General features: G+C 60.7%; 22 protein-coding genes. 14 read left to right on the top strand and 8 right to left on the bottom strand.

Annotated elements, in window-relative coordinates:
- The gene (locus tag OSA81_04515) at nt 1–861 is read left to right on the top strand and encodes an arginine deiminase family protein (GenBank protein ID MDE0898259.1); all 861 of its coding nucleotides are present in this window, start codon (nt 1–3) and stop codon (nt 859–861) included.
- Nucleotides 862–870: 9 nt separating this feature from the next.
- On the opposite strand, the gene OSA81_04510 is transcribed toward OSA81_04515, so the two are convergent.
- Together OSA81_04510 and OSA81_04505 are read right to left on the bottom strand one after the other, a co-directional pair.
- On the bottom strand, nt 871–2478 hold the full coding sequence (locus OSA81_04510; protein MDE0898258.1) for a beta-N-acetylhexosaminidase: 1608 nt from the start codon (nt 2476–2478) through the stop codon (nt 871–873).
- Nucleotides 2478–3833: an aldehyde dehydrogenase family protein gene (locus OSA81_04505; GenBank protein ID MDE0898257.1), complete on the bottom strand. Its 1356-nt coding sequence runs from the start codon at nt 3831–3833 to the stop codon at nt 2478–2480. The genes OSA81_04510 and OSA81_04505 overlap by 1 nt, the downstream gene beginning before the upstream one ends.
- Nucleotides 3834–3933: 100 nt before the next feature.
- Between OSA81_04505 and OSA81_04500 the strand changes: the two genes are divergently transcribed.
- From OSA81_04500 to OSA81_04460, 9 genes are all read left to right on the top strand, one after another.
- Nucleotides 3934–4110: a hypothetical protein gene (locus OSA81_04500; GenBank protein MDE0898256.1), complete on the top strand. Its 177-nt coding sequence runs from the start codon at nt 3934–3936 to the stop codon at nt 4108–4110.
- A 363-nt stretch (nt 4111–4473) separates the two neighbouring features.
- Entirely contained in the window at nt 4474–4725 is a 252-nt protein-coding gene (locus OSA81_04495) for a MaoC/PaaZ C-terminal domain-containing protein (GenBank protein ID MDE0898255.1), read from the top strand.
- A complete protein-coding gene (locus OSA81_04490; protein ID MDE0898254.1) occupies nt 4725–5519 on the top strand; it encodes an endonuclease/exonuclease/phosphatase family protein in 795 nt (264 codons plus the stop codon). The genes OSA81_04495 and OSA81_04490 overlap by 1 nt, the downstream gene beginning before the upstream one ends.
- 95 nt (nt 5520–5614) lie before the next feature.
- Nucleotides 5615–7372 (top strand): amidohydrolase family protein, encoded by a 1758-nt coding sequence (locus OSA81_04485; protein MDE0898253.1) that lies wholly within the window; start codon nt 5615–5617, stop codon nt 7370–7372.
- Nucleotides 7373–7431: 59 nt separating this feature from the next.
- Nucleotides 7432–9522 carry a S9 family peptidase gene (locus OSA81_04480; GenBank protein MDE0898252.1) on the top strand — a complete coding sequence of 697 codons (2091 nt, stop codon included), beginning with the start codon at nt 7432–7434 and terminating at the stop codon, nt 9520–9522.
- Nucleotides 9523–9535: 13 nt separating this feature from the next.
- On the top strand, nt 9536–10390 hold the full coding sequence (locus OSA81_04475) for a hypothetical protein (GenBank protein MDE0898251.1): 855 nt from the start codon (nt 9536–9538) through the stop codon (nt 10388–10390).
- Nucleotides 10391–10434: 44 nt separating this feature from the next.
- Nucleotides 10435–11811 carry an SLC13 family permease gene (locus OSA81_04470; protein ID MDE0898250.1) on the top strand — a complete coding sequence of 459 codons (1377 nt, stop codon included), beginning with the start codon at nt 10435–10437 and terminating at the stop codon, nt 11809–11811.
- Between the two features lie 196 nt (nt 11812–12007).
- The gene (locus OSA81_04465; GenBank protein ID MDE0898249.1) at nt 12008–12463 is read left to right on the top strand and encodes a hypothetical protein; all 456 of its coding nucleotides are present in this window, start codon (nt 12008–12010) and stop codon (nt 12461–12463) included.
- Nucleotides 12463–13305 carry a DUF5777 family beta-barrel protein gene (locus tag OSA81_04460; GenBank protein ID MDE0898248.1) on the top strand — a complete coding sequence of 281 codons (843 nt, stop codon included), beginning with the start codon at nt 12463–12465 and terminating at the stop codon, nt 13303–13305. Before OSA81_04465 ends, OSA81_04460 begins: the two co-directional genes overlap by 1 nt.
- On the opposite strand, the gene OSA81_04455 is transcribed toward OSA81_04460, so the two are convergent.
- Nucleotides 13302–13487: a hypothetical protein gene (locus OSA81_04455; GenBank protein MDE0898247.1), complete on the bottom strand. Its 186-nt coding sequence runs from the start codon at nt 13485–13487 to the stop codon at nt 13302–13304. The genes OSA81_04460 and OSA81_04455 overlap by 4 nt on opposite strands.
- Nucleotides 13488–13612: 125 nt before the next feature.
- Between OSA81_04455 and OSA81_04450 the strand changes: the two genes are divergently transcribed.
- The 3 genes from OSA81_04450 to OSA81_04440 all read left to right on the top strand — a co-directional run bounded on the left by OSA81_04450 (nt 13613) and on the right by OSA81_04440 (nt 17039).
- Nucleotides 13613–14824 (top strand): cytochrome P450, encoded by a 1212-nt coding sequence (locus tag OSA81_04450; GenBank protein MDE0898246.1) that lies wholly within the window; start codon nt 13613–13615, stop codon nt 14822–14824.
- Between the two features lie 148 nt (nt 14825–14972).
- A complete protein-coding gene (locus OSA81_04445; GenBank protein ID MDE0898245.1) occupies nt 14973–16484 on the top strand; it encodes a peptide MFS transporter in 1512 nt (503 codons plus the stop codon).
- Between the two features lie 48 nt (nt 16485–16532).
- Nucleotides 16533–17039 (top strand): DinB family protein, encoded by a 507-nt coding sequence (locus tag OSA81_04440; GenBank protein MDE0898244.1) that lies wholly within the window; start codon nt 16533–16535, stop codon nt 17037–17039.
- Between the two features lie 6 nt (nt 17040–17045).
- On the opposite strand, the gene OSA81_04435 is transcribed toward OSA81_04440, so the two are convergent.
- Together OSA81_04435 and OSA81_04430 are read right to left on the bottom strand one after the other, a co-directional pair.
- Entirely contained in the window at nt 17046–18614 is a 1569-nt protein-coding gene (locus OSA81_04435) for a benzoate-CoA ligase family protein (GenBank protein MDE0898243.1), read from the bottom strand.
- Nucleotides 18611–18877, bottom strand: a complete 267-nt coding sequence (locus OSA81_04430) for an Lrp/AsnC ligand binding domain-containing protein (GenBank protein ID MDE0898242.1) — start codon at nt 18875–18877, stop codon at nt 18611–18613. Before OSA81_04430 ends, OSA81_04435 begins: the two co-directional genes overlap by 4 nt.
- Before the next feature lie 319 nt (nt 18878–19196).
- On the opposite strand from OSA81_04430, the gene OSA81_04425 reads away from it, so the two are divergent.
- Nucleotides 19197–19337 (top strand): hypothetical protein, encoded by a 141-nt coding sequence (locus OSA81_04425; protein MDE0898241.1) that lies wholly within the window; start codon nt 19197–19199, stop codon nt 19335–19337.
- Between the two features lie 37 nt (nt 19338–19374).
- Here the strand turns inward: OSA81_04425 and OSA81_04420 are convergent, their stop codons facing one another.
- The 3 genes from OSA81_04420 to OSA81_04410 all read right to left on the bottom strand — a co-directional run bounded on the left by OSA81_04420 (nt 19375) and on the right by OSA81_04410 (nt 22492).
- Nucleotides 19375–20217, bottom strand: coding sequence for an ion transporter (locus tag OSA81_04420; protein MDE0898240.1), 843 nt, complete (start codon nt 20215–20217; stop codon nt 19375–19377).
- A 428-nt stretch (nt 20218–20645) separates the two neighbouring features.
- Entirely contained in the window at nt 20646–21638 is a 993-nt protein-coding gene (locus OSA81_04415) for a pyridoxal-phosphate dependent enzyme (protein ID MDE0898239.1), read from the bottom strand.
- Nucleotides 21635–22492: a histone deacetylase gene (locus OSA81_04410; GenBank protein ID MDE0898238.1), complete on the bottom strand. Its 858-nt coding sequence runs from the start codon at nt 22490–22492 to the stop codon at nt 21635–21637. Before OSA81_04410 ends, OSA81_04415 begins: the two co-directional genes overlap by 4 nt.
- Between the last annotated feature and the right edge of the window lie 90 nt (nt 22493–22582).

The raw sequence follows: 22582 nt of genomic DNA, 5'->3' as shown, positions 1-22582 counted from the left end.
ATGTACCAAAGTGAGACCGCTTCACTTAAGCGAGTGCTCCTGAAGCATGCCCGAGATGCCTTCGTGTCGGCCGAACGAACCGGGGAGCAGTGGCGCGCCCTCAATTATCTGTCTGAGCCGAGCTACGATGTCGCATGCCGCGAATACGATGCGTTCGTGAGGGTGCTCGAAGAACTCGGCGTATCAATCGAGTGGATGCCCAGGGAGGACGTCGGGCTCGATTCCATGTACGTGCGGGACGCATCGATCGTCAGCGAACAAGGAGTTGTGCTCTGTCACATGGGGAAGGGCTCTCGTTCGAACGAGCCCGATCGACAGCAGGCGTGGTTCGAGGAAGCGGGTCTCCGCGTGGCCGGATCGATCTCCGGGGCGGGTACGCTCGAAGGTGGCGACACCACCTGGCTGGACTCAGAGACTCTGGTCATCGGCCGTGGCTATCGGACGAACGAGGCTGGGGTCGCGCAGGTACGAGACCTGCTTCCGGAGGTGAAGGTCGTCACCGTTGATCTTCCACACTGGAAGGGTCCCAAGGATGTGTTTCACCTCATGTCGATTTTATCCCCGCTCGACGAGGACCTGCTTCTCGTCTACTCACCCCTGCTGCCCGTGGTGTTTCGGCAGATGGTGGTCAAGCGTGGGTTTCGTCTGGTCGAGGTCCCTGAGGAAGAATTCGACTCTCAGGGCTGCAATGTCCTCGCGGCAGGGCCGTCCCTTGCCGTCGCGCTGAAGGGAAATCCGGAGACTCGGCGCCGGATGGAGGCTGCTGGGGTCGAGGTGCACAGCTACCAAGGTGCTGAAATTAGTCTCAAGGGATGCGGCGGACCGACCTGCCTCACACGCCCGCTGGAGCGAGGCAGTTAGCCGTCGACCCTAGTTGATGGGGTCGAGCGGACGGTAGTTCACGCCGAGAGCGTCCAGTCGCGCCACATGCCACTCGATCCGCTGACGGAAGTCGGCAAAGTCCTTGGCTTCCATTGGTGACCATGCTAGCTCAGCCAAGGCGAACATCCGCGGGAAGATCATGTACTCAATGTGCTCTGGAGTCTTCATGTATTCCGTCCACACGTTGGCCTGTGCTCCTATGATGTGGGCTGCGTCCTCCGCTCGCATCTGCTGCGGGACCGGCTCGTACGCGTAGACCGAATCGAGCGGCAGGAAGCCACCGATGGCAAACGGCTCATTCCCCTGGTCTTCGGATTGGTAGTAATCGAAGTAGAGATTGCTGTAGGGTGTCATGACCACGTCATGGCCCATGCGAGAGGCCTCGATGCCACCAAGCGTGCCCCTCCACGACATGACCGTCGCGTTTGGCGCGAGGCCGCCCTCCAGAATCTCGTCCCAGCCGATCATCCGCTTGCCGTTGTCATTGAGGAAACGCTCTATGCGGCGAATGAAGTAGCTCTGGACCCGATCGACGTCAGTCATGCCTTCGCGCTGCATGAGGTCGCGCACGAAGGGACTTTCTTCCCATCGTGTCTTGGGTGCCTCGTCGCCTCCGATATGCACGTACTCACCAGGGAAGAGCTCGATCACTTCTGCGAGGACCGTTTCCAGGAACTCGAACGTCTCGTCGTAGGGGCAGTAGATGTCTTCGAACACGCCCCACGTCATCGCGACCTCGAACGGTCCCTCGGTGCACGCGAACTCTGGGTACGCTGCGAGTGCCGCCTGCGCGTGACCCGGCATTTCGATCTCGGGGATGATCGTGACGAATCGATCTCCGGCGTACGCCACGATCTCTCGGATCTCGTCCTTGGTGTAGAAGCCACCGTACCGCTGCCCGTCGCCGTTTAATTCGTCGCTACCGTGCCCGATCTGGGTCTGCTCACGCCAGGCAGAGATTTCGGTCAACTTCGGGTAGGCGTCGATCTCGATGCGCCACCCCTGGTCTTCGGTAAGGTGCCAGTGGAAGCGGTTGATTTTGTACATCGCCAGGAGATCGATGTAGTGCTTCACGAACTCTGGCCCTTGGAAGTGACGCGCGACGTCGAGATGCATGCCCCGATACTCGAAGCGTGGCGAATCAAATATCTCAGCCGCCTGGACCGAGATACTCGCTCCTTTTCCAGTCGCTGCGTCCGCGCTCATGAGCTGACTGAGCGTCTGCAGACCGTAGAAAACTCCCGCCGCGTCCCCGCCGGTGACTGTGATCCCCTCGGGCGTGACACTCAGTTCATACGCTTCGGTCGCGAGTCCGTCGCTAATCGTGACCAGGATCCCCGGGGCCGACACGCCATCAGTCGAGAGAGTGATGCCTTGAGCGCGATATGGTTCCGCCCAGGTATCCACGGCCCGCATGGCCCCATCACTACCGTCAGCCACCGTGATGCCCGTCGCAGCGGTGATCTCGAAGGACCCGTGCGTCAACTCAGCCTGAACTGGGGTCGGGACGATGTCGTGACGCGGCTGCTCGCAGGCGGTGAGGCCGGCTACAGTCATGAGCAGGAGCGCCGCGTGGTCTAGGGTGGGGCGACCCATTACAAGGCCCTCGTAAGAACGCGTGTCTGCGTGAATTGGCGGTGACCGTCCTTCGACTTGTGAAAACCGAAGCCACTTTCTCGTGCTCCGACCCACGGGGTTCCGGATACCCCGCCCGCGGCCCGGTTCACGCCGATCATCCCTGCGGTCAGTCGTCTGGCGACCGCTTCCGTATTGTCGGGGTCACCACCGAATACCACGGCCCCCAACCCGAACTTCGTGTCATTTGCGCGTTCTACCGCTTCGTCCACGGATGACACACGTGAGATACAGGCGACCGGACCGAACGTTTCGACTGTGCCGATATCCATCTCCTCGGTCACGCCAGTGAGTACGGTTGGCGTTACGAAGTTGTCATGGTGCCCCTCACCTCCGACGAGGACCGTCGCTCCGGCGGATACGGCTGACTCGACCTGCGCCAGCACGTGATCCCGCTGGCCGGAATTTACCATGGGCCCGATGTCTGATCCTTCCAGACCGTTGCCCACCGAGAATGCGCCTGCCAGTTCTTTGACGGTGGCCTCGAATTCGTCGGCGATCTCCTCCATCACAAAGATCCTCTCTGTTGATACGCAGACCTGGCCGCAATTTCTGAAGGAGTTGAAGGCAGCAAATTCTGCGGCTTTTTGCAGGTCCGCGTCTTCCAGGACAATCATCGGATCCTTTCCGCCAAGCTCCAGTAAGACACGTTTTAGGGTGCCGCTCGCTTCACGCATGATATGCTTTCCGACTTCGCGCGAGCCGGTAAATGCGATCATGTCGACATCAGACTGGACCAGCGCCTTGCCTTGATCGTCCGCACCGTGGACGACGACGAGAACGTTCTCGGGAAGCACCTCGTTGAGTACGTCGGCGTAGGCCTGTGCGCACAGAGGCGTTTCCTCTGAGGGCTTGAAGACTACCGTGTTACCTGCGGCGAGTGAGGGAAGGATCATCCAGTGCGGCATGGACATCGGAAAATTCCATGGCGTGATGGCACCGACGACCCCGAGCGGATCGTGGTACACCGTCGAGCGGAACCGATCATCCTTCAGGACGTCTGGGGCGAGCGCGTCGACGATTTCGTCGATCTCGTGAGCCAAGCCCGCACCAAGGGACATCGCTTCTCCGACGGCTTCCTTGAGCGGCTTGCCTTGCTCGCGAGTCATCAGCTCGCCGTGAGCCTCGGCTCGTTCCAGGAGGATCACTGCGGCTCGTTTCAGTACCTCTGCGCGTCCGTCGCTTCCGAGGGCCTCCCAACCGGGCTGTGCCTCGCGGGCCCGGTCGACGGCGGCCTGAATGTCGACGCCCGGTGTCACCGATACTTCTCCGACGACCTCGCCGGTTGCCGGGTTGATGGACTCAAGTATCTCCATGTCAGGTGCTGCCTCACGCTTGGGTAGGTGGAATCGCAGGTTCCGGGGCGAAGATGCCGAAACGCGAAGGAGGAGGGCAAGGTGAGTGGGGGGTGTCTGCATGCGGCCTTCGCGAGCGTGGGAGAGGCGAGACACGGATACGCTCGCGACACTTCTCGAGGAGGCCCCCAGCGGGGTTTCAGAGCGAGGTGACCAGGGCATGACTCTGGTGCACGCCGTCGTCGAGCAGGACCTGGCTGCAGGCGGCCTTCGAATGGGCCGCCAACATGAACGCTGAGCGGTCTTCTGCCGTGCTGCTTGATCTCGTCGAATCGCCGATTGAGGCGGACCGGCGGCTCCTGGTGCGGGGGGCACCACGCCTAAGAACGCCTCGGGTGTGACGCCTCGTCCTGACACTGATCCGACGGGCTGGCCTGCGGACTGTGCGTTTCGTCTTGGTGATCGCGTGTCTGGCGCGTTCTACATTGCCTGTCGCAACGGGGAACACGAGGTCGCTCGTCTGCTATTGGACCGAGGTGCAGAAGTGGCTGCGGTTGGTTATTTCGGAGCTACCGCGCTGCACTGGGGGCGGGAATGTGGACACGAGTCGCTAGCGGAGCGACTCGACGATCTTCAACGATGAACACGCGAGAAGACACTAATGCCGCAGCCGCTTGATTTGACCGCAGGTGAGGTCGCCAGTCGATCGATGCATGTGACGTCCGAGCACATCCGGATGTACGCGGAGATCTCGGGCGACCGAAATCCGCTCCACTTTGATGAGGACTTCGCGAGCGTTCATGCATCGAAGCCGGTTTGTGAGCTCAAGGTCGGCGTCGAGCGAGAGAGCCAAGAGACGGTCCTCGAAGGTGAGGCCTGGTGTTATCGGTTCATGGTCGAGGGCGAGGGCTGATGCGCGGGGATCGCCTGACCATGCGAGCGACGTGTCATCTGTTCCTCATGCTCGCCTGTCTGCTCACCGCTACCGCACCGTTGCCGGCACAGACGACCTTGCGTGTCGCTGCCTACAACGTGAGGCACGGGCTGGGGATGGACAGCGTGATCGATCTGGAACGGATCGCATCGGTACTCCGACCACTGGATGCCGACGTGATCACGCTTCAGGAGATCGACGAGGGAGTCGAAAGAAGCGACCGGGTTCGGCAGGCTACCGAGTTGGGCACCCTTCTCGGAATGTCCGCCCACTTCGGCGACTTCATGCCGTACCAGGGCGGTGAGTACGGGATGGCGATCCTTACAAGGCTGCCGGTCAGTTCGGTGACGAACCATCGCCTCCCGGACGGAGAGGAACCGCGGACTGCTCTCGAGGTCAAGGTGGCTGCCGGACCGGACGGGGATCCGGTGTCGGTGGTGGGGATTCACTTTTACCGGACGCCCGAAGAGCGACTGGCTCAGGCTGAAATGCTCTCGGAGTTTCTCGCAGACCTCGAGCATCCGGTCGTTCTCGCGGGCGACTTCAACTCACGCAGAGGTGATGTTGTCCTGCAGTCGCTGCTCCAGGCTAACTGGTTCGTCGTCGACAAGGATGGGCCGGCGAACACCTTCCCGTCCGACAGTCCGGCCCGCGAGATCGATTTCGTCATGCTGAGACCCGGGTCTGCTTTCGAGGTCGTGGAGCATCGGGTCATCGAAGAGTCGGTTGCGTCAGACCATCGTCCCATGCTGGTCGTGCTCCGGATCTGGTAGCACGGCTCGAGAATTACGTTCGGGCCCTAGGTGCACTGGACTTTCCTGCGCGACAGGGCCCATCCTCCCCGTCCCACCTTCCGGAGAGGCTTTGCATGTCACACCCATTTCCCCTTCTGGCGATCTCTGCGATTGCCGTGTTGATCGTGCCGCCGCCCGCCGCACATGCGCAGGCGTACGACCTGATCATCCAGGATGCCTGGGTACTCGACGGAACCGGCGCCCCTGGAGTCCGAACCAGTATCGCCGTACAGGGCAGTGTAATCGCTGCTGTTGGGGCGTTGGCCGGCGCCACGGCGGACTGGATCATCAATGCAGAGGCGCTGGTCTTGTCTCCCGGGTTCATCGACATGCATTCCCATGCCGACGGATCACTGTTTAGCGGCGACGCCGAGACGCGAGCTGCCGAGAACCTGGTCGCGCAAGGTATCACCACCATCGTTGTCGGACCGGATGGCCGGAATCCGACATGGCCGATCTCGGCAGAGATCGCTGGATACGATGCCGGCGGCACCGGGCTCAACGTCGTTCCCATGGTGGGCCACGGCACGGTACGCACGCAGGTTATGGGAGAGGACAACGAGCGCCATGCCACCGAGGACGAGATCAGACAGATGGCTGTTCTCGTGCGACATGGCATGGAAGAGGGCGCTTGGGGCCTGGGCGCTGGGCCGGAGTATCGGCCCGGGCGGTTCTCGTCGACCGAGGAGATCATCGCGCTCGCACACGTGGTAGCTGACTACGACGGCTTCTACTATTCACATCAGCGCAGCCAGTCTCCGCTTCCGCTCTGGCTGACCCCGAGCATCGTCGACGAGTACACTCCGCCACCGACGTGGCCGGCAGGCTGGAGATTGACAGCCACCGATGGGATGGCCGAGACGATTCGAATCGGACGCGAATCAGGCATCCGGGTCGTGGGCACGCATATCAAGGCGAAGGGTCCGACCACGTGGGGGCAGTCGGCCGTCGACGTCATGGCGATCGACCGGGCGCGTGCCGAAGGCGTCCAGGTTTACCTCGATCAATATCCATATGAGACGTTCGGTGGCGGCTCGGTCGAGATCATTCCGCGTTGGTATTACGCGCCGGTGGGCACCGATCGAAGCGGGGGGCTCGACGACCCCGACTGGGGGCGTCCGGGCCTCATGGCGAATGCGACCGAGAACCTGCGTGCTCATCTCGCCGATCCCGCCCTGAACGAAGAGCTGGTTGAGGACACGGAGTTCATTTTGGACCTGCAGGGCGGGGCCGATCGACACATCATCGTCATTTCTCCGAGAGATCAGTTGTTGGTGGGGCGCACCCTGGCCGAGGTGGCCGTGGAGAACGGACTCAGCCCCCTTGAGCAGGTCATCCGGCTCGCGCTCGATCTCGGCACACCTGAGCTTCGGTCAGGTGTGCGGTACAGGGGCCGTGCGGGGTCTGCGGACGATGTCGAGCGCTACATGTCTCAAGAATACACAGCGACTTCGACTGATGGAGGCATCGTGCCGGTGGCTCGGGCGGGACAGCACCCTCGGTACTACGGCACGTATCCACACAAGATCGCCACGTACGTTCGAGAGAAGGGGCTGATCACGCTTCCGTTTTTCGTCCGCTCATCGACGGGACTCCCCGCCCAGATTGTCGGCCTGCCGGATCGTGGACTGATACGCCCAGGGCAGGCGGCGGATCTGGTGTTGTTCGACTATGACCGCGTCCAGGACCACGCGACGATCCTGAATCCCGGGGGGCACAACGACGGTATCGAGTTCGTGTTCGTGAACGGTGTCGCGGTCGTCGATGCCGGAGTCGTGACGGGGGCCCTGCCCGGCGTCTCCCTGAAACGACATGAGGTTCGCCCGCGTTGAGTGCCGCATCGCTAATGGCTACACTCGCCCGCATCACCCCAACGAAACATGAGATTCCAATGAGCAGTACTCCACGAGCTCTGCAGGCCCTGACCGCATCCATCACGTTAGCCTTGATGGTCCCGGCGGGTATGTCCGCCCAGGTGAACGAAGCAGCGGCCGATTCTGATCGCCTCCAGTATCTCGACGTGTTCGAAATGGAAGTCGCGGCCGACCCGCAGATCTCACCGGATGGTTCTCAGATTGTCTATGTGCGTCGGGGCTTCGACATCATGACGGATCAGAGTCGGACCGCTCTCTGGACCCTCGCGTCTGACGGCACGAATCACCGAGCCCTCACGGACGGGAACAGCGGTGTCGGATCGCCGAGCTGGTCTCCTGACGGAAACCGTCTCCTGTACGTCTCCTCGGAGGGCGGTTCTTCACAGCTCTTCGTGCGGTGGATGGACACCGGGCAGGTTGCCGAGCTTACGAACGTCACGGAGTCGCCCGGCAGCATCACTTGGTCCCCCGATGGGAACTGGGTCGCGATGACGATGTTCGTCCCCGAGGCTCAGCCCACCTTCGCGAAGATGCCGGCGAGGCCGGAGGGAGCGCAGTGGAACGAGGCACCGATCGTGATCGATCGCCTGCAGTACCGAGGAGACGGCCGCGGTTATCTCCCGCGCGGTTATTCACACATCTTCGTGATGCCTGCGGACGGTGGTACGCCGAGGCGACTGACGAGCGGTTCGTACAATCACGATGGGTCGCTTTCGTGGGCTCCGGATTCGCGTTCCATCGCATTCAGTGCAAACCGTGACAATCCCGACTTCGACGTTCGCAACAGCGAGGTCTTCGAAATCGACGTCGCTACGGGAGCTCTTTCGCAGCTGACCGACCGCTTCGGTCCGGACGGATCACCCGCCGTTTCTCCGGACGGGCAGCAGATCGCGTACACCGGACTCGACGACGATTACCAGGGCTACCAGGTCACCCACCTGTACGTCATGAATCGCGACGGAAGTGGTAGCCGACAGGTTACCGATCTCGATCGGGACATCGGCAATCTCAACTGGTCGCCCGACGGGCGCGGACTGTTTTTTCAGTTCGACGACGAAGGGGTGACGAAGGTCGGATATGTCGGGCTGAATGGTGAAGTGGAGACGCTTGCTTCGGACCTGGGGGGCATGGGGCTCGGTCGGCCGTACGCCGATGGTGCCTATAGCGTGTCGGAGAACGGCCGCATCGCATACACGCACAACTCCACGAGTCGCCCTTCAGATGTCGCCGTCGCGCGGCGTGGGGAGGGCTGGCGTCAGCTCACGCACCTCAACGATGACCTTCTTGCTCACAAGAAACTGTCGGAGGTCGAGGAGATTTGGTGGAAGTCCTCGTTCGACGGCCAAAGAGTCCAGGGGTGGATCGCCACGCCACCTGACTTTGACCCGAGTCAGAAGTATCCACTCATGCTCGAGATCCACGGTGGTCCATTTTCGAACTATGGGCCGCGCTTCTCGCCTGAGGTCCAACTGCTCTCCGCGGCGGGCTATGTGGTTCTCTATACGAACCCTCGCGGCAGCACGAGTTACGGGGCGGATTTCGGCAACCTGATCCATCACGCCTACCCGGGGAATGACTACGACGACCTGATGTCCGGCGTCGATGCCGTCATCGCGCGCGGCTACGTGGACGAGAGCAACTTGATGGTGACGGGAGGGAGCGGTGGCGGAGTGCTCACTTCTTGGATTGTCGGGAAGACCGATCGCTTCAGGGCCGCGGTCTCGGTGAAGCCGGTCATCAACTGGATCAGTTTCTCACTGACATCCGATGGCTACGCGAACTACTACCAGTACTGGCTCCCCGGTCCGGTCTGGGAGGAAGGGAATCTCGAGCATTACTGGTCGCGCTCGCCGCTGTCATTGGTCGGGAACGTGCAGACACCAACCATGCTCATGACCGGAGAAGACGATCTGAGAACGCCCATGGCTGAGACTGAACAGTACTACCAGGCGCTCAAGCTGCGGGGAGTGCCGACTCAGATGGTCCGCATCCAGAACTCCGGACACGGAATCGCCGGGAGCAGCCCGTCGAATCTGATCGCGAAGATCGCGAATGTCCTGGAGTGGTTCGAGCGATACAAGACACCATCACGCCCCGTCAGCGAATGAGTGGACGGGTCAGATGACAAAGGTCGATCAGTTCGCATCAGTCTTTCGCGCAGCGTCGAAGACGCCGTTTCACTACGACCCGGTTCAAATTGGCTCGGTCCTGGTCGTAACGGACCAGCCTGAGGTGGAGGCGGGTGACTTTGCCGGTCGTGTGCGGAGCTTTCTTTCGGTTCTGGAACGCGGTGAGAACATCCGATGGAATACCGTTCATGGGGGGCAGTTCAGCACTGTGCCGGAGCTGCTCGAACTCATCGAGCGGGATCGTCCGGGCCTGATCTGCACCTTCCGGCATCTCCACAGTGATTCGTGGCAGTGGCCCTACACGCTGGGTGAGTACGTCGACGTCCTCACGCAGGCGACCTCCACGCCGGTGCTCGTTCTCCCTCACCCCAAACGCCCGTCTGAGCGGGCGATTACTGACACCGATATGGTTGTGGGGATGACGGACCATATGGTGGGTGATGATGCGCTCGTGAACTGGGCTGCGCGCTTCACCGCTGATGATGGTCGACTTGTGCTGGCGAACGTCGAAGACGTACTCGCTTTCGAGCGATTCATGGAGGTCGTCGGCAAGATCCCAAGCATCTCCACCGACGACGTGCGGGAGCAGATCGAGGGCCGGTTGCTGCGCGATGCCAAGGATTACATGGGGAGCTGTGTGAGGGCTCTCGCGAAGGCGGGCCTTCCGCTTAATGTCGAAGAGATCGTGACACAGGGGCACCACTTGTCAGAGTACCGCCGAATCGTCGACGAGCGCGATGCCGATCTGCTCGTTATGAACACCAAGGACGACGATCAACTCGCGATGCATGGACTGGCCTATCCGCTCGCCGTTGAGGTTCGGTCGATCCCTCTGCTGCTCCTGTGATGCGGATTGCGCAGGGAGGTGGGGCACAAGCCCTCGAGCACATAGTGCCTCACGTGCCTTTTGGGACGACGATGCTCTTCGCGGCAATTCTCGCCGCGATGATCATGTCTTTGGCTCTCGAGGAGAAACTGCACGCGAAGAAGTCTCTGATCGTTGGCCTCTTCGCGATGGTCTCGCTCCTGCTCGGAGCGATCCTTCTGCCAATGCCGTTCGGGCCCTATTCGATCGGCGGGCACGACATCGCGATGCCTGTCTATATACCGGCGGTCGACTGGGGCGTGATCACGATCATTCTTGGCGCGTCTCTGTTCGTCGACGTGACATCACGGTCGGGGCTGTTCACATGGATCGCGATCCGATTGACGAAGGCGTCGAGCGGTGACCCGGTGCGGCTCCTGTGGGCCTATGGCGTGATGACGGTGGTTTTCAGCGCGGTCCTGAACAACGTGACCGCGATGATCATCGTGGGTTCTCTCACCGCAGTCTCACTCGATCGACTCGGACGGCGTGAGATGCTCCTCGGGTTTCTCCTGACCGAGGGACTGCTCACGAACATCGGGGGGCTGCTCACGCTGATCAGCTCCGTGCCGAACATTATCGTGGGCACCGCGGCGGATATCAGTTTCGTGTCGTTCTTCATGAGATCGAGCCCCTTCGTCCTCGTCGCAACGGTGATCACGATCGTGATGGGGATGAGGCTGTTCGACATCCGCGGGCTGCCTGATGCAGAAGCCCGGGCTGCGGCGGTCGAACTGGTGTCGGGGTTCGATGAGAATGACGGCATCGAGAGTCCGGGATTCTTCTGGTTCGCGGCAGCGATGCTGATCCTGTTCATTGTGGCAATCGCAACGACATCGGTCCTTCCGTATGTATCCGATCTCGGCATGGGGTTCGTGGCGATAGGCTTCGCGCTGATCATGCTCGTGCGGTACAAGCATGACGTCGACCAGTTCTATCGAACGGTCGACTGGGATCTACTGGGCTTCTTCGGGGCTCTCTTTGTCGTAATCAACGTGATGGAGCATGCTCAGGTTCTGGCCCTGATCGGCATTGGACTCGAGCGGATGATCGCTCTGGGCCCGATGCTCGGGACCGGCACTGTGATGGTGGCCACGTCCGCTTTCAGCGCGGTGACGGATAACATCCCGCTGGCGGCGATGTTGTCGAAGATCATTGCTGGGATTCCGATGGCTGACGGTCTGGTCCGACCTCCGACGGATCCGCTGTGGTGGGCCGTCATCTTCGGCGCCAACCTTGGTGGCAACCTGACTCCGATCGGATCCGCCTCGACCCTGGTTGCAGTCACGATCATCCACCGACAGGGGTTACGCCTTTCATTCATGGGATTCGTGAAGAAGGCCGCACCATTTGCACTCGTCCAGATCGCCATTGCGGTGGTCTACGTACTTTGGATCTTGTGACCGAATAGCTGAGTTTCTCATTCGTATGCACGGATCCACACGATAGACATCACCTGTACAAATCATATACAAATATTATCTTTGTATAACTTATCTTTTCACAAGACTTATACATAGTACGATAGCTGGGGCACGCCCGCACACCTCAAAGTGAAACTGTACGCGTCGCCGCGGCATGGAGCATCGAGCACAAAACATGAACCTTCATCGTCCGGTGTTTCTTGGATGCGCCCTCGTTTTTGGCCTGACAGGATGCAGTGACAGCCCCACTGATCTTGTTACGGATCCTGGTGATGAGAGTCCGGTGAGTTCGCAGCGAGAAATCCTGGCCGCGCCATCGTTCGTCACCAACATCAACGAAATTTTCCAGCGCCGTGGTTGCTCCAGTGGATCTTGTCACGGGAACGGCGCGAGTGGTATGACGCTCGGGACGGGTGCCTCGGGGAATTACGCCGCCATCTTGGGTGTTCAGGCATCGTCCGAAGATTTCCTGCAGGTAGACCCCGGTGACCCCGCCAACAGCTACATCATCATCAAGGTTGAAGGGCGGCAGACGATTGGGCAGCGCATGCCGCTAGGCTCCGGGGCGCTCGACAACATTGATCTGACCAACCTGCGGAACTGGATATCGAACGGCGCACCGAACAATTGATGATGCAGCACCATTGGAAAGAATCTGGGACGGCAGCTACACCGCGGGTGACCATGATCATGCTGTGCCTGGCGCTCATCGCACCGCCCTCCCTCGCGGGCCAGCGCGTTTTTCACTCGACGCAGTCGGCGAACCTCCCGACGACCGAGACGCTACGCGGCGGTAACTGGCTATTTGAAATCTCGCACCGATTCTCCCCGCGGATCTCGGAAGGGGTCGGTGCCCTCTGGGGGCTGGATGGTCCGGTCTACAATCGACTCGGCCTCTCGTTCGCCCCTGCGGATGGCTTGTTGCTCAGTGTCATCCGGTCGAACCTCGACGACAACCTCGAGTTCAATGCGAAGGGGCGATTCCATGAAGGCGCGATAGGCACCTCACGACTCGCGATCGCGGCGATGGGCGGGGCCGCATGGAACATGGACGTGGTGCCTGTCGATGGAGCGACCGATAACGAATTCCAGGGCTACGTACAGCTCATTGCGGACGTTCTCACACTCGATGAACGCGTTGCGATCGGTGTGGCTCCGGCCTGGATACATAACCCTCGACTGCGGGACCTGGAGACGTTTTCGGCGGTCGCCGTCGGGTTGCATGGTCAGTGGTATCTGACTGCTGCGATGAGTCTGCTGGGAGAATGGATCTTCAGTGAAGAGATCGCGGACACGCCCCATGACAGCGGGACGTTTGGGATCGAACTTGAGACGCGAGGTCACTTCTTCAAGATCGTGGTGACGAACCAGGATCGAATGCAGCCGACCCAGTTCCTCGCGGGCTCACGGCATGCGTTCACCTGGGACGAACTGCGCTTGGGCTTCAATCTGACGCGCGTTCTGCCGTTCTAGAAGCCGGCTCCGAAGTACTCCACCATCACCACATACAGCCCGCCTGCGATCGCAATGATCGCGGCCATCTTGATGAGCTTCTTCAGGATGGCGTAGACCATGACACCTGCCAACAGCAGTGCCGGAATCAGGTACAGCGGGTTGGCAAGCAAAAACAGCGCAGCGTCGGTGACTTCTTCCATTTTCGCCCCTGGGGTTGACTATACGTCTGGCAAAGGAAGCGTGGACATGCGGTGGTGTCCACCATCTTTCTGCTCCCCTACGATGGGGTGGTTCGAATCGTGCCATTCACAGGATGGTGGGCCGCGTGACCACATCGCATATCGATGAACGAGCCGTGCGATTTCCGCTTGGCGCCGCGGTGACGCTCGACGCACTCGATGCGGATCCGTACCGGGTCCTCGCTCGACTGCGCGAGAGTGAACCCGTGACATGGGTGCCCGAGACACAGATGTGGTTCGTCACTCGCAGGGCCGACCAGGTCGCAATCCTCCGAGATGGTGAGCGATTTACGACCGACGCGGACCGGTCGACGATTCGAGACATCTTCGGACGGCACATGATGACCACGGACGGTGACGAGGCGCTGCGGTACAAGCGCAGCTGCCTCCATGCGTTTCGGGCAGATGTGCTCGCTCGCGAAATGGCGCCATGGGTTGAGAAGCGAGCAGTCGCGTTGCTCGATGCGTCAGGTCGACACACTTGGACGGGCCCTACGGAATGGGAGATTATGGCTGATGTAGCGACTCCTCTCGCTGTGGATAGCGCGCTCTATGTACTCGGCTTGCCGCTCGAGCTCGCCGACCGAATCACGGAATGGTTCGCCGATTTCGCAGTGGCGTTGGCAAACTTTTCCGGCGACCCGGACGCACGCATGCGTGGTAAGGCTGCCGCCGAGGCATTCGCCGAGGCGGTCGTGCCGCAGATTCGTTCGGCCTCGATCGAAGACCGAGGCCTGCTCGCTCACCTCGCGACGCGAGGAGAGGATCGGCTGGAAGACGAGGAGATCATCTCCAATGCGCTCATCATGCTCTTCGGAGGTATCGAAACGACCGCTTCAATGATCGGCAACACCGTCTGGAGCGTTCTGGCCAATGAGCTGTGGCAGTGGCTGGATGAAGATCGGGCGCGTCTCTCTGGCGTGATCGAGGAGTCACTTCGATGGCAGCCAGCGGTGCAGTCGATCACGCGCCACACCAGGTGTGATATGGAGCTGGAGGGCGTGAGCATCTCCAAGGGTGACGTCGTGCAGTGTATGATCGGCGGTGCGAACCGTGACCCGTCGCACTTCAGCGACCCGGACGACTTCGACCCGGAGCGGACCAACGCCGGAGACCATCTGTCGTTCGGGACTGGACGCCATCTGTGCCTCGGTGCGCTCTTGGCCCGGATCGAAGTCGCGGCTGTCCTCGATGGGCTGGCTCAGCGGGCGCCGGCCCTCACGTTCGAAGATGCGGGGGTGCCTCCTCTCGCCGGATATGAGTTCCGCAGGCCCACCGAGCTTCGCGTTCACGGGTAGCCACGTAAGGTTCCTGGACGCTTGTCGGGCGAAATGTGTTCTGCGAAACACCTGAAAATACTTGCGTTACCGTCACCGATTCCCGATTACGAGTGTTGCGTACGCAAGGAAGTGGCGTGCATCATCGTAGCGGAGTGCTGAGAACATCGTGACTAATTCAGCGGCGGCAGCGGCCGGACCAGGACAGGACGGCAAGACTTTCTTTGGTCACCCTTGGGGCCTGTCCACGCTCTTCTTTACCGAGATGTGGGAGCGCTTCTCCTACTACGGTATGCGGGCGCTCCTCACACTCTTCATGACGACCGCTACGATCGAGACGAACCCTGGGCTCGGATTCGATGTCGCTACTGCGGGTGCGATCTACGGGATGTATACCGCACTCGTGTACATCACGGCGCTGCCGGGCGGTTGGATCGCAGATAACCTGTGGGGTCAAAGAAAGGCGATCTGGGTGGGCGGCTGGATTATCGCTGCGGGTCACTTCACGATGGCGGTTCCGGGTACGCCGACGTTCTTTGGCGGACTGGCTCTGATCATCTGCGGTACAGGCCTCCTGAAGCCGAACGTATCGACGGTGGTTGCTGACCTATATCCAGAGGGTGGTGCCCGGAGGGACGCTGGATTCTCTGTTTTCTACATGGGCATCAACCTGGGTGCCTTTTTCGGCCCGCTCATCACCGGGTTTCTCGGCGAGGGTTACCACTGGCACTGGGGCTTCGGTGCGGCGGGCGTCGGCATGGTGCTCGGACTGATTCAGTTCCACTTCGGTCAAAAGCACCTCGGAGATGCTGGCCTGCTCGATACCGACAAAACTCCCGAAGAAGTCGCCGCGATGTCACGGAAGTTCTTTGGCACGTTTGGCGGTGTTGTTGCGGCCATCGCGCTGTTCGCCTTCATGGTGAACAGTGGCGCGATCGCGATGTCGGTGACCGAAATCGCCGAGATGCTGGGCAAGGGCGTGCTCGCGATGGTGGTGGCGTACTTCGTCTACGTCTTCACCATGGGTGGCCACTCTCCGGAAGAGAACAAGAAGATCGGTGTGATTTTCTGGCTCTTCCTCATGATTGCAGTGTTCTGGTCTGGCTTCGAGCAGGCAGGTACGTCGCTGAACCTGTTTGCGCGCGACCTCACGGATCGGTCGGTTTTCGGGTTGGAGATCCCCGCTTCAACGCTTCAGTCCATCAATGCGGGCTTCATCATCCTGCTCGCGCCGGTGTTCGGCATGTTGTGGGTCTGGCTCGACTCTCGTCAGAAAAACCCATCGATTCCCGTTAAGGCGGGGCTCGGGTTGTTGGGTCTGTCCGCCGGCTTCTTCGTGCTCGCCTGGGGTGCGGCGAACGCTTCGCCCGAGAGCCTGGTCTCACCGTCGTGGCTGGTCGTTACATACTTCCTGCACACCGTTGGAGAACTGTGCATCTCCCCGATTGGCCTCTCTGCGATCACCAAGCTTTCGCCGAAGAGTCGTGTCGGGCAGATGATGGGGATCTGGTTCGTCGGAGCGGCACTCGGGAACTTGTTCGCCGGCCTGGTGGCAGGTCAACTCGATACCATGCTCCCGATGGACCTCTTCCGTACCGTTGCCATGATCATCGGAAGCGTGGGGATCGTCGCCCTCTTTGTGAGCCCCTTCTTTACGAAGATGATGGGGGACACAAAGTAGATTGTTCAGCAGTTCGGTCGGATCCGGGATACGAGTTGTGAGGCTGTGATGTCAGGTAGTGCGAAGGCCCTGTCGGGCCTGTTTGGGATGACGGAGTTCATGTTTCCGATGGTTCTCGATGATCTCACGGATCAGCAGGCATATGCCCGTCCCCGTGGGGATGGCGGGCCGTCGATCGCGTGGTCGATCGGACACCTCCTGAACTACCGGGTCTTCATGCTGAATCGGTTCGGTGTGGAATGGTCGAATCCGTGGGAGGCGCGCTTTGGAAATGTCCCCGCGACCGATGGGTCAGGGTATCCATCACTGGACGATTTCCGTGTCGCATGGAACGCCGTGGGCGCAGAATTCATGTCCGCGCTCGACGACCTTACGGAGGAGCAACTGGGAGGCCAGCTGGAGGACGGCCGGCACGAGGAGCAGGTCCTTAGAGACCAGGTCGTCTTCTTCGCTTGGCACGAGGGATATCACATGGGCGCGATCGGGCAGATCCGGAAGGAATTGGGATTGATGGGACCTGCCGAACGGGTGAGGGCTCTCAGGACTGAGGCGTAGGAAGCTTCAGCGTAAACGGTACCGCTGGATCTTTCCGGTCGCGGTCTTCGGCAGCTCATCGACGTACTCGATCCACCGTGGCCGCTTGTATGCGGCCATGCGCTCGACGCAGTGACTTACCAGGTCCTCGGTGAGTGCATCTCCCGCGAGGTGCCCTTTAGTCAGAACGACATAGGCTTTCGGTTTGATTAGGTCCACCGCGTCGGCCACTCCCACGACCGCACATTCGAGCACCGCGCCATGCTCGATCAGTGTACTCTCGACCTCGACCGGTGAGACCCAGATACCCCCGACTTTGAGCATGTCGTCGGACCGACCCGCGTGCCAGTAATAGCCGTCCTCGTCGACGCGATACTTGTCACCAGTGTTGACCCACTCTCCGAGAAATGTCGTGCGTGAGCGCTCGGGCTCGTGCAGATAGAACAGTGCCGCGGTCTCACCCTTTACGTGGAGATTCCCGACCTCTCCGCCGGGTACTGGTGCACCATCGGTGTCGACGATTCGGCATTCATAGCCCGGCACGGGTTTCCCGCTGCTTCCGGGTCGAATGTCACCGGGGCGATTTGAGACGAAGATGTGAAACATCTCCGTGGAGCCGATCCCGTCGATGAGCTTAAGCCCGGTCGCGTCCTTTATTCCTTGCCAGACCGGTGCCGGGAGCGACTCCCCAGCCGATACGCCTGCCCGAAGTGACGTAATGTTCCAATGGTCGGTGAAGCCATCGATGGCAAGCATTGATGCGTACCCGGTCGGCGCATTGAGCAGGATGGTTGGCTTGAACCGGTCGATCATTCCGAGGACATCAGTCGCCTTTCTCGGACTTCCTGCATACAGGACGACCGAGGCGCCCACCGACCAAGGGAAGAGCAGATTTCCACCGAGGCCGAACGTGAAGAAGAGCTTCGCGACCGAAAAGGTGCGGTCTTCCGATGTCATGCCGAGGACGTCTTCGCCCCACAGCTGAGCCGTGAGCGGACAGTCCTGGTGCGCGTGGTAGATCCCTTTCGGTGCACCCGTCGTACCACTGGAGTAGTTGAGCGTACTGAAGTCAGCGCGGTGCGTATCTGCTGCGGTGAGTTCTGTCGGCCGTCCGGCGATCCAGTCGACGTAGTGTGCCCAACCCTCGGGCAAGTCACCATCGCCGCCAATGACCACCACGTGCCCGACGTGGTTGGTCAGTTCAAGCGCTTCCTTCGCTACGTCCATCAACGCAGTATGCACGAGCAGGACTCGGGCTCCGGCATCGATGAGGATGTACGCGAGCTCTTTCGGAGTGAGCAGCGTGTTCATGGCGACCGTGACGGCTCCGACCTTGAGGCATCCGAAGAACGAGATGGCCCACTCAGCCGTGTCGAGAGAGAGGAATCCTACCGCGTCTCCCTCACGCACCCCAATGCTTTTCAGGGCATGGCCTGCCTGATTCACTTCCGCAGAGACCTCGCCGAACGTCATTTCCCGCCCATCGGAGAGAAGGGCAGTGTGATGGGAGCGTTTCTCCAGATTCCGCTCAAGAATCTCAACTGCGTTATAGCGAAGCGGGAGGTCTGCTGCTCGCCGAGTCGGTCCGAGACTCAACCGAACGCTCCCTCGATGTCCTCCTTCGAATAGACACGAAACGCGATGAGAGTTTCGGTCTTTTTTACTCCCTTCAGCTGGCGGATCTTGTTGCTGACCACGTCGGCGACGTCCTGATTTTCCGGCACGCGAAGTATAGCTACGAGATCGTACCGTCCGGCGACGGAGAAGACCTCCGGCACCCCGTTGATTTCAACCAGGTCCTCCGCCAGTTGAGTGACTTTGTCGGACTCTGCTTCGATGAGAACGACTGCGTTGACCATGATGCCTGGCTCCTAGGGTGGGGCCTCGACGGTGATTGTCGAGACCGACTTGTGCACGGCCCTTATCATGAGCGCGGTGCCCGGTTAGGCGCCAGCGGTACCGCGACCGCCACATCGCGGTCGAGGCGAACAGAGTCCAGATATGCGGGCGAGCATCCGTGATGGGGCGCACCGAGTCGAGTGTCTCGAACATGATCGGTAGCAACGTCTTTGATCTACTTGTCGCTGTGCTGCTCGGGGTCATGCTTACCGGGGCGATCGTCGTCAATTTCACGCAGATCGTGCCGGTGACGGCATTCCTTGTCTTGGCACGATTGCGATGCTGGTGTTCGTGCTTCGCGACATGGCGCTGTCGATGCGAGAGGCCCATGTGATGATGGTCCTCTACGTCGGCTTCCGCATCTGGATGACGCTCGAGGCGTTCGGGGTCACGGACCTTATAGGGGTGCATCTCGGCTAGGTAGCGACGGGGTTAACCCCGTCACACACCGAAGCGATCAAGCGTTGCTAGAGAGCCGCGCAGCACAGAAGCGACAAAAGCGAGCCTCTGGATCACTTTCGATATACTCGCAGCCGGGGCAGGACGAAGCGGGGTAGCTCCCGCCGCCTGGGAGTTGAGCCAGCTCCGCGGTGACGATGCCAGTGGGGACAGCGATGATGCCGTAACCGAGAATCATCACGAAGGCCGCGAGAGACTGTCCCACGGGTGTGAGCGGGGTGATATCTCCGTATCCCACGGTCGTGAGCGTCACGACCGCCCAGTACACGCCCCGAGGAATACTGGTGAAGCCGGCATCGGCACCCTCGATGAGGTACATGAGGGATCCAACCACAATCACGACACAAACGACTGTGATGAGGAAGACCGCGATCTTGTAGCGACTGTTTCGAAGCGCGGTCGACAAGACGCTCGCCTCGCCCAGAAATCGTACGAGCTTGAAGACCCTGAAGACCCGCATCACGCGCAGGATTCGAATGACCGCGAGGAACTGGCCGCCCGGAAGCAGGGCGCTCAAGTACGTAGGGAGGATCGAGAGCAGGTCAATTATCCCGAAGAAAGAGAGCGTGTATGTCCGAACCCTACGAACGCACCAGATACGGACTAGGTACTCGAGGGTGAAGAGCACCGTGAAAGCCCATTCGATGGCGTGAAGCTCTGCGCCATAGCTGACTCGAAGGCTTTCTACAGAGTCAAGCATCACCGCGCTGACGCTGAGTACGATCATCACGATCAGGATCGCATCGAACCTGCGGCCCCAACCCGGCTCCTGACCGAAGATCACGTTGTACGTCTTTCTCCTCAGTGTGTGAGGCGAGGCGGCGGGGCCGAGGGTATGCATCGTGGAGACGTCTCACTAAGGTGATTTGTGATGTGGAGGGCAGCTCACAAAGTAACGATTCAGAGGGCACCCATTTCGCAGAAGGACCCGGTGTCGCACCTACATTCGCAACGTCCTCCTCGCTACCTGTTGTGAAAGGCGAGAGGCGTCGCGCACGCCGGAGCCTTCCGGAGGGCGGGTCTGGGCGCCTGGGAGAATCGTCGTCGTTCATAAGCCTGCGGCCCGGAACCTCCACTGGGACCTGTGCCTCGAGCTCGATCGCGTTCTGCTCGCATGGGCGACGATACGCACGCAGGCTGACAAGCGCCTCGCGATGATCGTGTGGGACAAAGACTGTGTGGTGGCTCCTCGATGCCCCTCTGCCGGTAGGACCGTCTCTTGGTCATGACGCGCCGCCCGACTCCTCCTTCGCCGGACGGACGGTTCGATTAGCTCAATAGCCCCGGCGCGCCGCCGGTGTGCAGGAAAACCACTCTCCGCCCCTTTTCGACTCCCTTTCGTTCCAGCCACTCGATCATTCCTGCGGCCGCTTTCGAGGTGTACGTAGGATCCAAGACGATGCCCGCGAGCCGCCCGAACATGTCAGTCGCCTCGATCGATGCCGAGGTCGGGATACCGTATCCGGCGCCGATCTGACTGTCCATGGAATGCAGTGGCGCGGGAGTAAGTCCGAGTGATGTGCCGAGAAGTCGTGCACCATCTACTGCGAGTTTGAGCGTCGCAGAAGTGATCTCCGAAGCAGGTGCGTCTGCGCTCACCCCGATGAGCTGGACATCAGCGCGGCCGGCCAAGGTCAGCCCTAGAAGCAGACCAGCGAACGTTCCGCACGAAGACGTCGATCCGAAGAGGAGCGTGCTGTCGGCTCCGTCATCGAGTGCGTCGAGTTGCTCCAGAAGCTCAAGCGCGGCACTCGCGTACCCGAGGCTCCCGAGACCCGTGGACGCGCCAATGGGGATGATGAGGGCGCGCCCGCCCTCAGCTGCGATCCGACGCGCCAACACGTCCATGGCGGGGGTACGATCCTCCCGCTCTGGAACGGTCAGGATCTCTGCTCCGAACAATCGATGGAGCAAGGCGTTTCCTGTCGGGGACTCTGGTTCCGGTCCGACGGTAACGAGCACGCACTTCAGTCCGGCCCGAGCCGCGAACGCCGCGGTCAAGCGACAGTGATTCGACTGCGCTCCCCCTGCCGTAATGAGATGAGTGATCCCTTCCAGTCGCTCCGGAATGAGCTCGAATTCGAGCTTTCGAACTTTGTTTCCCCCGAGGGCGAAACCCGACTCGGCATCCATCTTCACGTACAGCTTTCGACAACCGATTCGTTCGGCGAGCCGAGGCACCGGGAGGAGTCTCGTTGGGAGGTGAGCCAGAGAGACACGCGGCCATGCGGCCAGTCGTGCGAGGGCGTCGGTATCACTCATCCTGCGTGAACCCCGGTCGAGGTCGGACGATACGTCGCTTCTATTGCTGCCCTTACGGTCGCTGCGTGAATATCGACGGTGTCCGCGACTTCTTCTGCGTAGCCTCCTGCCATAACGACTACCAGCGGAAGGTTCGCCGAAACGCATGCGTCAATCACGAGCGAGTCACGCTCCCCAAGGGCGGCCTTCGAAACGTCAAGACGCCCTAACTTGTCTCCCCGGAAAGGGTCGGCACCCGCGACGTAGAATACGAGGTCGGGCGCAGGTGAGAGGGCCCGGGCCACACCGGTTCGGACCGCCTCTAGAAACATGTCGTCGCCCGCGCCGTCTTGGAGAGCGACGTCGAAGTCGCTCTCTTCCTTCTTGAACGGATAGTTGCTCTCGCCGTGCACGGAGAGTGTGAACACGTCCGGATCGTTTGCGAAGATCGCTGCATTTCCGTTGCCCTGATGTACGTCGAGGTCGAGAACGGCGCACCGCGTCACGGCATGGTGGGCCTGCATCTCACGGATCGCGACCGCTACGTCGTTGAACACGCAAAACCCCTCCCCCCGATCGGGGTAAGCGTGGTGGGTGCCACCGGCCAGGTTGGCCGCGGCCCCCTCGACGTGTGCAACTCGTGCGGCAGCGATCGTCCCACCCACAGAGCGCCGTGAGCGCTCGACCAACTCGGACGACCATGGGAAACCGATACGCCGGATTTCATCGCGGGTGAGGGCTCCGGTCGAGACGCGTTTCACATAGTCCTGTGTATGGACCCGGCACAAAGCCTTGTCGGTGGCAGCGTCCGGAACGGAAAGTGTGAGATTTTGGAATCCCTCGACTCGCCCGCGAAGTAGGCGATACTTCTCCATAGGGAAGCGGTGTTCCTGCGGGAGCGGGAGTACGAAGTGGTCGCAGTAGAAGGCGCGCACGAATCTGTGGCAGGAGTGGCTGGTTGGACG

The sequence above is a fragment of the Longimicrobiales bacterium genome (assembly GCA_028823235.1).
Taxonomy (GTDB): domain Bacteria; phylum Gemmatimonadota; class Gemmatimonadetes; order Longimicrobiales; family Gaopeijiaceae; genus UBA2589.
Note: the sequence above shows the minus strand (reverse complement) of the source record. Positions and strands in the feature narration are given on the sequence as shown.